Source organism: Nostoc mirabile CHAB5784, from assembly GCF_020829645.1.
GTDB lineage: Bacteria > Cyanobacteriota > Cyanobacteriia > Cyanobacteriales > Nostocaceae > Nostoc > Nostoc mirabile.
Window position 1 is genome coordinate 22,328 of record NZ_JAIVFS010000093.1, and the last position, 11,007, is coordinate 33,334.

8 protein-coding genes and 1 pseudogene are annotated in these 11,007 nt (G+C 40.7%); 5 read left to right on the top strand and 4 right to left on the bottom strand.

Features of this window, described 5'->3' with window-relative positions; translation table 11 throughout:
• Window positions 1-67: 67 nt before the first annotated feature.
• Together mltA and LC653_RS35030 are read right to left on the bottom strand one after the other, a co-directional pair.
• The gene (gene mltA / locus LC653_RS35025) at window positions 68-1,339 is read right to left on the bottom strand and encodes a murein transglycosylase A (RefSeq protein WP_229499484.1); all 1,272 of its coding nucleotides are present in this window, start codon (window positions 1,337-1,339) and stop codon (window positions 68-70) included.
• A 140-nt stretch (window positions 1,340-1,479) separates the two neighbouring features.
• Window positions 1,480-2,826, bottom strand: a complete 1,347-nt coding sequence (locus LC653_RS35030) for a proton extrusion protein PcxA (protein ID WP_229499486.1) — start codon at window positions 2,824-2,826, stop codon at window positions 1,480-1,482.
• A gap of 87 nt (window positions 2,827-2,913) precedes the next feature.
• On the opposite strand from LC653_RS35030, the gene LC653_RS35035 reads away from it, so the two are divergent.
• The 3 genes and pseudogenes from LC653_RS35035 (at window position 2,914) to msrA (ending at window position 6,407) form a co-directional block, all read left to right on the top strand.
• Window positions 2,914-5,154, top strand: a complete 2,241-nt coding sequence (locus LC653_RS35035) for a recombinase family protein (protein WP_229499488.1) — start codon at window positions 2,914-2,916, stop codon at window positions 5,152-5,154.
• Between the two features lie 253 nt (window positions 5,155-5,407).
• A pseudogene (locus LC653_RS35040) lies at window positions 5,408-5,695 on the top strand (zinc ribbon domain-containing protein); the annotation flags it as partial.
• Between the two features lie 43 nt (window positions 5,696-5,738).
• Window positions 5,739-6,407, top strand: coding sequence for a peptide-methionine (S)-S-oxide reductase MsrA (gene msrA / locus LC653_RS35045; protein WP_229499490.1), 669 nt, complete (start codon window positions 5,739-5,741; stop codon window positions 6,405-6,407).
• 792 nt (window positions 6,408-7,199) lie between these two features.
• Here the strand turns inward: msrA and LC653_RS35050 are convergent.
• Window positions 7,200-7,826: a type I restriction endonuclease gene (locus tag LC653_RS35050; protein WP_229499492.1), complete on the bottom strand. Its 627-nt coding sequence runs from the start codon at window positions 7,824-7,826 to the stop codon at window positions 7,200-7,202.
• A gap of 63 nt (window positions 7,827-7,889) precedes the next feature.
• Window positions 7,890-9,107 (bottom strand): serine/threonine protein kinase, encoded by a 1,218-nt coding sequence (locus LC653_RS35055; RefSeq protein ID WP_229499494.1) that lies wholly within the window; start codon window positions 9,105-9,107, stop codon window positions 7,890-7,892.
• Between the two features lie 683 nt (window positions 9,108-9,790).
• On the opposite strand from LC653_RS35055, the gene LC653_RS35060 reads away from it, so the two are divergent.
• Together LC653_RS35060 and LC653_RS35065 are read left to right on the top strand one after the other, a co-directional pair.
• Entirely contained in the window at window positions 9,791-10,111 is a 321-nt protein-coding gene (locus LC653_RS35060) for an addiction module antidote protein (protein ID WP_229499496.1), read from the top strand.
• 215 nt (window positions 10,112-10,326) lie between these two features.
• The gene (locus tag LC653_RS35065; protein ID WP_229499498.1) at window positions 10,327-10,614 is read left to right on the top strand and encodes a LysM peptidoglycan-binding domain-containing protein; all 288 of its coding nucleotides are present in this window, start codon (window positions 10,327-10,329) and stop codon (window positions 10,612-10,614) included.
• Window positions 10,615-11,007 lie beyond the last annotated feature (393 nt).

Here is an 11,007-nt window from a genome sequence, read left to right on the forward strand (position 1 = left end):
CCGAAAGGTTAAGATTCCCGACTTTTTAAAGAAGTCGGGAATCTTTAGTATTAAAATGCGAGTGTGTTTAATTGTTGGATTTAAGTAATAGGTAAAATAATTGTCCATTGCTGACTGTGACACCAGCACGATCGCCTGCTAATTTCCCAGTACCTAAAAAATAATCTACCCTACCTGCACCTTTAATTGCACCTCCGGTATCTTGGTCAAGAACATAGCGACTAACGATGCGCTCCTCCATTTTTCCGGTAGGATTAACAAAGGGAATGGAAGCGCGAATTAACGCTAAAGCACCAGGAGGCATGAGGGATTTATCTGTAGCGATAGAACGCTCTGCTGTTAGTGGTACGTTGATGGAACCTTGGGCTGGCTCACCGTGATTTTCTTGAAAAAAAACAAAACTGCGATCGCGCGGAATATAAATATTTAATTCTTGGGGATGCTTTTGGAAATAGTCGAGAATAATGGGCATAGTCATCCCTTCTAGCGGTAATTTGCCATCATTCGCTAATTCTCGCCCAATGCTTTTGTAGTTATAAGCAATATTACCCGCATAGCCGATTGTTGTTTGACTACCTTCGGGAAGCTGAAGTCGCGCTGAACCTTGAATTTGAGCTAAATATGGTTCGAGGCGATCGCGAAACCAAAACAATTCTAATCCTCGCAATTTCCCTTTTGCGCCTTGTAAACCATCTGCTCCTTCTAATTCCTCGCGGGTAGGATGAGGCTTAGACCAGGAGTTTAAATCAGGAGGTAATCGATAAACAGGATAACGATATTCTGGTGTGGGGACGCGACTGGCTGTGTAAAGCGGTTCATAATAGGCGGTGAATAAAACGGAACCTTTGGTGTCTTTACCAACAGACTGGTAAAGAACAAATTCCCGCAGGGTAGCTTGATGTAATTCTGTTGCAGAATTAGTTGTTAATAGGAGTTCGCGGAATCTTTTCAAGCTTTTGATGATGCGATCGCGTGTAATCCCAGCCACCTGATAGTTTTGATAAGCAGCCACAGCATTAGTTGTTTGCAGGTATTGGAGACTGCGAGCGATCGCACTCAACAGCGCCTTTTTGTCTGGTATTTCTTCATAGAGAAGTTCATCCAAACAAGAGGTATCACCTTGACAACAAGTGATTGGTAACCTCTGAATTAATGGTGCTTTTTGCTTTTCAGCAGTCAAGGAAACTGGTATATCCCACTTTTTCACGCGACATTCAGGCGAAATGAGTTCTTGATGCGCCAAAGATTGCATCCGCACCAGCAAAATCGACAAAACTACGGGTAAGCTGATAGCAATAATTTTGTTAAACTTTTCTAACCCAGCAACTGTCTTTTTCATCAAAATTCAAAATTTTAAGATTATCCCACCTCGCTCAAATTCCAAAATCAAACATCAAAAATAATTTTTAATTGTTTGACAACACCAAACTTTCTACCTAATGCCCAATACCCAATGCCCAATGCCCAATGCCCTATTCTCTATTCATTCATATTTCGGTAAGTTGCAACTGCTGAAGGCGATATTCGGTTCAAATATCGGAATATCCAATATTTAAATATAGTATCTAAAATTACTGGAAATGTAGCAATAAATAAGAATATAAAATCTCGATTTGCTGGTAATCCCCAATGACGCGATACACCTTCTAGGAGTACTTCCCAGCCATGAGGAGAGTGGAAACCTACAAATATATCGGTAAACAAAATGATGATAAATGCTTTGGCACTATCACTAAGTCCATAGACAATACGATCAAAGAAATCTTTAATCACAGCAATAGAAGACTTGCTAACGAGTAAAAGCCAGATAAAAGCACCGACTGATAAAATATCTGCAAAAACATTTTTGATAGCATTAGAGCTTTCGTGACGAAATTCCTCAGCAAGCTCAACCGCCCTCTTTTTCATTTCAATTTCTATCTGATTGGGCAACAGTGGCGGAGCATTTCTAATGAAATTTTCAAATTTGAGTTTTTCTTCAAATCTTTGTAATTCTACAAGGGCTTCCTCTTCCATTTCGGCATTAAGGAATATCTGCATTTGCTCAGTGTCTCTAAACTCCTCAACAAGTGGCCCTACTACAAAACTTTTTGCTATCTGATGCGTCAGAAGTGGTACGATAACTAATAGTAAAATAAATCTAATAGATATTATTGTTCTTCTTTGAGCTTGACGAAAATTCTGAATTACCTCTTGTTCAGAATTCGGGTCTAACTCAACTTGCAGACGAGTGATAGTACTTAAAATAGAGCGGGGTAAAACGCCCATTGTATCAGCTTTAAGCTTTGGTTTTGGTCTTTTATCCGAGGTTTGAGTTGGTATTTGGGGTGGTAAACTTGGAGCGTTAACACGCAGCAAATTGTTGTCAGATATTACAGGGTCATCTGGGATATTTGGAGGTTTGGCTACTAAAGCTTTAGAAGTTATCTGATCAGAAATTATTGTGTATTTGGATATAACTTGATCGATAAAGTTAAGCTTTTCCAAAACCAAAGAAGGACTGAGATGCTCTATATTTGCTTTTTGAGCAGCTTTTTGATTCTCTTCATCTAGAAACCAACGGCTTGCTCTAAACTCTGTAAGCCGCATCTTGGCAGTTTTTAATAGCTTTTTTAAATCTGACTCAAAATAATCCATCACGCTCTTACTGTACATGGCTGAGTCAATGTCTATTTTATTACCATTGAAATGCTTATTTTCTATTTCCTTAATTTTTAATGCTGCATCGTAAGCTTGATCTAAAGAACGTTCAGGAGTTTGTAAATACCATCGGTAAGCATCAAGTAAGAAAGAATATATTTTTTGGCTGAAAACAGAGTTTTTCATTGGAGATAATCATCCAGCATTATTTGGTGATTCTTAACCTTAAGTTAACGCACGAGATATACTAGCAAATCTATAAGGAGAAAGTTTGTGGTTTCTCATTCGGTTTGGATTGTTGGCACTAGCCGCAGTGGTAAGACAGCTCGCTTGGTAGAGCAATTTTGTAGTTGGGTACAACCTGAGAAGCAGTATACTGAATCATTTTATACAGAAAAATCATTACGTAAAAAGGGCGTTCATATACCCGAATTTTTATATCTTAAACAAACAGAGCCAGGAGTTTTAGTCTTAGCTGCCAATGATGATAATCGTCGAGAATTGGGAGATATAATTGTTGCATCTACCTTAGGTAAATATCCGGTGCGTGCCAAGACACCGTTAGGTTTTTTCCAGGATGAAGTTATTTTATTTTGGCCGTTGCTAATTAACTCGTTGAAATTGAAGGCACAGTTTCCGGTAAGATTGCGCCCAGAAACGGAGCAAGAGTTAGCAACCAAACTCTGGCGTTCCCAATTAGACGAAGAAATTTTACGGATTGCGGGAGTGAATGAGTCTCGCTTGGTGCGTCGCATCCTAGATTTATTGCAATTAGCAGCTTACAGTGGTGTGGCTTGCGAAGATATTGCCCAGATTTTGACAAGGGGTCTGGGGGATAATACTACAACTTTAGAGCCGGAATTTCTAGCCTCTTTGCTCCTAGATTGGCGTAACTGGTGTTTAGAGAGAGGGTTACTAACTTATGGCATTATTACTGAACTTTATAGTCAGCATTTATTAAGCGATCGCAATTACCAGCAGCACCTAATTAAACGCTATCAGGCTGTACTGGCGGATGATGTAGATGACTATCCTAGCGTAGCGCGTCTTTTGTTTGAGTTGCTATTAGATCAAGGTGCAGTCGCGGCGTTTAGTTACAATCCTGATGGTGCAGTGCGATTGGGATTGGGAGCAGACCCCAACTACCTAGAAGGGTTAGCAGAGCGTTGTCGGGTAGAAATCTTGACCGGCCCGCCTCCAGAGTCCCTTGGTGAGCAAGCTAAACAGATGGTGGAATTACTCACAGAACCGATGGTACTGTTGAGCTTACCAAAAACGGTGCATTCAATTCAAACCACCTCCCGCGCCCAACTATTGCGGCAAACAGCAGAGGAAATTGCTAATGCCATCCAATCACAGCAAGTCAAACCAGAAGAAGTGGCGATTATAGCACCAGGTTTAGATGCGATCGCTGGTTATACCCTAGTAGAAATCCTCGTTAAGCAAAACATCCAGGTAGAATCGTTGAATGACCAACGTCCCTTAGTTAGTTCACCCGTGATTCGCGCATTACTCACCATGCTGGCACTAGTTTATCCCGGCTTGGGACGCCTCGTAGATCGGGATGCCGTGGCAGAAATGCTGGTTGTCTTGAGTAGAAAACAACAATCACCAGAAAACTCCTCACTCCTAACAGACGCGATTAATCCTAAAGACGCGATTAATCCTAAAGACGCGATTAATCGCGTCTCTACTGATATTGACCCGGTACGCGCTGGTTTGATTGCAGATTACTGCTTTGTGCCGCATCCCGATCGCCCCAACTTGCTACCAGTATCAGCCTTCGAGCGCTGGGATAGAATCGGCTATGCAGCGACTACAGCATATAATGAGATATTGCAGTGGTTAGAACAGCAGCGATCGCAACAAGAATTGCGTTTAATTCCCAGTCCCATTTCCCTCTTAGACAGAGCAATTGTGCGCTTTTTGTGGAATGGTAGTAATCTCCCCTATGAACAACTAGCAGCATTACGAGAATTATTAGAAACCGCCCAACACTACTGGGAAATCGACACCAGGTTACGACAAATTGCCCCAGCAAAGACAACGCCTCACACAACTCTTATCGAATTCATTCAACTACTGCGACGTGGGACTATTACCGCCAACCCTTACCCTGTGCGCCCTATTGGTGGAGCGAGAAAGGCTGTCACCTTAGCAACTATATTTCAATATCGATCTAGTAGGCGATCGCACCGTTGGCATTTTTGGCTAGATGCTGGTTCACCTCTATGGGCCAAAGGTGGTGCAGCAACTTTGTTTGGTGCGCCGTTTTTCCTGCAAGACAGGTTAGGTGAACCTTGGACAGCAGAAGATGAGAAATTGGCGGAAGAACAAAGACTGCGAAGGATATTGACAGATTTACTCTCTCGTGTATCCGAGAGAGTTTATTTGTGTCACAGCGATTTAGCCGTAAATGGACAAGAACAATTAGGGCCACTGTTACCCTTAGTAAATGCTTGTGTGACGGTTATTTCTGAGGCTAATGAGAAGCTCAGATCCCCGGCATCTTAAAATAATTCGCAATTAGGGACTTGCAACAAATAAATTATCCAATCTTGTAGGGTGGACAGCGTTCGACTGAGCGCTCACGCCGAAGTTTTGTCCGCCTTTGGCTACGGGCGGGCGAGACACCCACCCCACAAGAAATAGTTGAGTATTTTTGATTTGGAAGTCCCTAACACCAAATCTAGAACGCTACCAACCTGCTCACTTATATTATTGTGACTTTGATTGTACTGCTTGGATTGCTGTACAGTCTGATTGACCAATCCTTATCTTGCAAAATGGTTATGATTCATTAGCTGTAAGGTTCGTAGACTGTCCACACTGCCAAATGCAGCACGATAGGGATATCAACGCCGCAATAAATATTAAAAATGAAGGACTGCGATTACTTGTGCCGAGCAAAGCCGAAGTATGGGCGTTAGGAACTAGCGCTTCTGCCCTTGGAGGGGATGTAAGACCAAAATCTTCGGGACGTAAAAAATCCATGAAAACTGAGGCAATCCCCAATGAATTGGGAAGCCTACACTGTTCGGTAGAGTGTAGATAGTTCACAATAGTAAATAAGGTAAAGATATATATCATCAAAATCAATGGCACTATTCGGATTTGGCAAAAAGGCAGTTATGCCCACACCTGAGGAAGCTTTGTCAGGAAGGGCACAATCTATGTCAGTACCCGCAACTCATTATGTCAATAAGAATCCCTTACAACCTCCTTATCCCGATGGATTAGAGAAGGCAATTTTTGGCTTGGGCTGTTTTTGGGGTGCAGAACGCAAATTCTGGCAACTTAAAGGAGTTTACACCACCGCAGTCGGTTATGCTGCTGGGTTCACACCCAACCCCACCTATGAAGAAGTATGTAGTGGGCGAACCGGTCACAATGAAGTGGTGTTGGTTGTGTTTGATCCCAAAGTAATTAGTTATTCTGAACTACTCAAAGTCTTCTGGGAAAGCCACAATCCAACCCAAGGGATGCGCCAAGGTAATGATGCTGGCACTCAATACCGTTCGGGAATTTATGTATATTCCGAAAGTCAAAAGCAGCTAGCAGAAGCATCGCGGGAAGCTTATCAGCAAGCCCTCAACGGTGCAGGTTATGGCAAGATTACTACAGAAATCTTAGATGCCCCGGAATTCTACTACGCAGAAGCTTACCATCAGCAATACCTGGCTAAAAATCCCAACGGCTATTGTGGTTTAGGAGGGACAAACGTATCTTGTCCCGTGGGTGTAGTTGAATCGCAAGTTAGTAGTTAGAAATAGAGTTGGTAGGGTAGTCAACTTAATGTGAGTTCGACGAACCTCTCCCTGCTTGAACTAAAGTTCAAGTCTGTCCCTCTCCGAGTCGGAGAGGGATATGTTTTGTCTAGTTAAGAATATTTGTAGGTTGGGTTGAGGCTTGGCAAAACCCAACAAACACCGTAAAAAGTTGGGTTTCGTTCCTCAACCCAACTACACATTTTTCTTTTTGGGCTTAACCGAACCGTATTGCGTTATAGTTCAGTAATTTCTGAACGCCAGCGAAATACCTTTCTCATCATAAATATAGCTATACTTGCACCTATTGCGCCGAATATATAAAATATTATACTCAAAATGGAGAATTCAGGGAAATTTTGATTATGAGAAATAATTACTTTAAGTATTTCATTTAAATTCTTGTCTTTAAGATAAAAAATGTCCCAAATTACTAGAGCTTCATACCCTCCTATAGTCCCAATTAATAGTCTAAATATCTCAATAAAAAATTGTTTTTCCTTGTGATAATTAAAGTAACTATTCCAGCAAATGCTCCTCCAAACAAACTTGTTGTAGTTAATATTATGAGAAGTTTTAATACCCATTGATCGAAAAATTCAAGTTGCATAATATAAATTATTTATGACGATAAAATTTTTATAAATTCAAAATATTATTAATTATCTACAGCTAAAAAATTTAATAATAAATCACTTGGCGATGAGTTTCATAGGGTGTGTTAGCGATCGCCTAAAGTATCGAAAGTATTGCGATAGTGCGTTAGCCAAGGACATAACGCACCCTACAAGATTACGAATTACGAATTAAATGAGCTATGCGTTTTAACACTTTGACAACAGTATGTAGGTCATCCCCACGATTTAGTGACAGTGTGTAAGATAATGCATATCTCGGTGTACCCTGTTTCGTCAACTTAATAAATTGAAATTCCCGACCATTGATTACAAAACCATAGGTAGGTTTATCATTCCCAGGATTAGCCAACATATAAGCTAATGCTTGAGGAATTGCTACCTCCAAAGAATATTCTGCTCGTTTCGCTTCAATAATCAGAACCCAAAATGGAGGATGGAACACTAAAATGTCAATACGTCCTCTGATAATAGTGCCTTCGTCTTCAGAAGAGATTTTTACCTCTTGTTCTGAGGCAATGTAGAAAGGCGGTTGATAAAAACCTGCTAGACGTAATAGTGGAGATAGCACCACCATTTTGACTACAGGTTCCAAAATAGGATATTTCGATAGATACAAATATTCTGCCTTGACTTCGTTGAGAGATTGCTTTTCTAAGTCACTCAACTCAGGTAAATCATGCCGCCATTCTGAAAAAAAATCTTCGTCGTCTGCAAGTTTTAGACCAAATTCATCAATAAGTTGGGCTAGGGTGATATCTTTTCCTTGAAGAATTTGAACCATTTGTTGAACCCTTGTACTTATCTGGCTAAAAAACCCTCGCTTGATATTTACCCTCATACTGCCTTACAGTGCCGATTTCAATAAATCGATCGCTATAGATTTGAGCAAATCGAACGCTCCAGCCCATAACATAATACTAATCGGCCCTCCAATTAAAATACCAGCGATCGCCCAACCTCTCTGATGCGCTTTGAATTGTTCAATACTGTTCCACCGTCTACTTTTCCAAGCCCATTCATTGCCTTTTGCACCGAATGCGATCGCCAGAAACAACGAAAATTTTGGTATAAAACAGAACACTCCACACCACACTTGATTTGGCCACATCCACAACCAAGGCATGAGAAATGCGCCCCAATTCCAACCGAGAATTTCCTCTGGGACTGTCTCATTGTGATTATTTATCCCACATCCAGAATTGTTGATTATTTCTTTTAGCGGCAAAAGCTGATTCTTGTTTGCGGATTTGATAGCCAAACGAGATTTGAGAACATTCAGCGCTTCGCAGGCATTAGTAAATCGTTGTTCTGGAGCAGGTTCTATCAACTTTTGTAGCCAATTGACAAAACTGGGACTCAAGTTAACTCGGTCTGCAAATTGCAGCCGCAAATCCTGCTGGGGTAAATCAGAGGGGGAAGTTCCTGTTAACAAATGAATTAAAGTAGCTCCCAGTGCATAGAGGTCTGAAGCCGCAACCGCTCGACCACCAAATTGTTCCATTGGGGCATAACCATAAGTACCGACAACGGTAAAAGTAACGCCCTCTCTTGCCGCTTTATCCTGAACTGCACCAAAATCAACTAAATAAATCCGATTATCTTCGCCCCAGATTAAATTACTCGGTTTAATATCTCTATGCAGCACCCCTGGATTCAACTCATGTAGATAAATGAGAATATTTAAAACCTCAACAGCAATTTTTCTCGCTCGCTTTTCACTAAACCTTTCGCCAATAGCAAGTTTTTCCTTGAGCGACTCACCAGGAATATATTCTTGTATTAAGGCAAACCAGAGTGTGCGATCGTCGATACAAAAATAATCTATATATCGAGGGATGCGGGGATGATTTAGCTGTTTAAGAATTTGTGCTTCCCTCTCAAAAAGTTTCAAGTCATCCCACTGCACAGTACCGCCAAAGGCCAAAAGTTTGACCACAACGGTAGAATTTTCGCCATCAGAGGCTTGTAAATCCTTAGCTAGCCAAGTTTGACGAATTCCATTGTTGCCGAGTTGGCGTTGAATTTGATAACGGTCTTGTAATATCTGTTCTGCTTGCAGCATCTGACACCTGCTGGCAATTTACGTTGATCTGATTCCCTTATATTCAAGGATAGTCATTATCTACAGAAACTGGGGGAGCCAGATAATTTATTGAAAGCAGTTGAAGATTCCAACTTTGGGGTTCTCTAGAAAATTAGTGCGAATAATAATTCGCATATACTATAAATAATAGTAGAGATTAAAACTGGCCAAAGAAGCACAAGCAAAACAGATTATCATCTATGCCAATCAAGACGGTTACGAGCCGTTTGTAGAGTGGATGGATAATTTACGCGAAACAAGGAAAACGACGCATACTGCAACGCCTACGCCGCTTTGAACAAGGCAATTACGGCGATGTTGCACCAATAGGAGATGGTTTAAGCGAGTTGCGAATGTTCTTTGGTTCTGGTTATCGCGTCTATTTTGGTGAAGATGCTGAAAATATTAGACCTCTTGCAAAAGTCGAACATCCGCCCGAAAATAAATTTTCGGGCTAATAGCTCAAGTCGGTTTAAACCGACTAATAACAATAATTTTAGTCCGTTTAAACGGACTTTTGCTATAAGAGAGGGACTTGAGTCCCTGGCGGATCAAGGATTTTCGCAAGAGGTTTATTGTTGTCGTACTGTGTGGAGGCGACAAAAGCACACAGAATCAGGACATCGAAGACGCAAAAGCTTACTGGAAGGAGTACCTAAGCGGTGAGAAAATTTAGAACACTTGATGAATTTGAAGAAGAATACTTCCGCAAACACCCGGAAGAAATCGACGATTATTTGACGGAGATATTTCAGGAATATGCAGAAGACAACGATTCCGGCGCGTTGTTGGCATCCTTGCGCGTCGTTGCTCGTGTAAGAGGAATTAGTGAGATAGCCGAGCAAACAGGCATGACACGCCGGGGATTACAAAAAGCCTTATCCAGCAATGGCAACCCGCGCCTTGAAAACGTCAATTCCATCATGAAGGCGCTGGGATATTGTCTCACGCCACAAAAAATCATGCCTCCAGCCGCAGAGTGAATCACATCAGTAGTTATCGATTGTGACACTATTATGTGCAGATTACGAACACTAACTAGCAACTTACGTTAAAAAAACATAACTCATTGATTTATGCAAATAAAAGTAGATGCAAAGACTTTAAATTCCAGATTAAATTTCATAAGATTGAAGTGTGATTAGACAATATATAGCTAATTACATTTTAATCAACTTAATTTAAAAGCAAACAAACAATGACTACTAAAAAAATTCCTGAACCGCATCTGGCTGATTTGGAACTATTTAGCGAAATTTCAGATGAAGTCCAAGCTTCTGTCAGAGGAGGTTTTACAATAACAGTAAGGCGCGGTGATACGCTATCGGGTTTAGCTAAGGTTTATTGTGAAGATAGCAGTAAGTGGCCTCAAATTTACAATAACAAAGCTAATAAAAAGAAGATAGGATCTAACCCCAACCTGATTCGTCCTGGTCAAGTACTCAATATCCCTTGCGTGACGCGCAGGATTTTGAAGCAAATCTGATTGTAGCTAAGTAGTTCACCTTTGGTAATTGTGTTGCAATAATTCTCTCAAACGCCAATTAGAGATTTGTAGTATATATGCTTCAACTTGAGATGCAATGCTTCGCAAATTTTTGTAAAACAATTTTCTTCAGGAGAACAAAATAATACATATTACCTACAAAGCCAACATTAAATTTTTGATTTAGTGTTGGCTCTATACCCATCCTTTAATTAAAAATTACGAATTAGTAATTATTTCGTCAACCTTTATTTGCAGATTACAGATATAGCCGTAGCCATTTTAATTAGGACGCAGCTTGCTTGAGAACGATTTCCATAGCATCACGTAAATTATCAGATTTAAGTAATAGCTTGCGAATTCTGCTTTTTAAAGTCGCCCAACACTTTTCAA

What these genes read in the sequence shown, in the direction of transcription:
- mltA (WP_229499484.1), bottom strand. Translation starts at nt 1,339, where the DNA reads ATGAAAAAGACAGTTGCTGGGTTAGAAAAGTTTAACAAAATTATTGCT.
- LC653_RS35030 (WP_229499486.1), bottom strand. Translation starts at nt 2,826, where the DNA reads ATGAAAAACTCTGTTTTCAGCCAAAAAATATATTCTTTCTTACTTGAT.
- msrA (WP_229499490.1), top strand. Translation starts at nt 5,739, where the DNA reads ATGGCACTATTCGGATTTGGCAAAAAGGCAGTTATGCCCACACCTGAG.
- LC653_RS35050 (WP_229499492.1), bottom strand. Translation starts at nt 7,826, where the DNA reads ATGGTTCAAATTCTTCAAGGAAAAGATATCACCCTAGCCCAACTTATT.
- LC653_RS35055 (WP_229499494.1), bottom strand. Translation starts at nt 9,107, where the DNA reads ATGCTGCAAGCAGAACAGATATTACAAGACCGTTATCAAATTCAACGC.
- LC653_RS35065 (WP_229499498.1), top strand. Translation starts at nt 10,327, where the DNA reads ATGACTACTAAAAAAATTCCTGAACCGCATCTGGCTGATTTGGAACTA.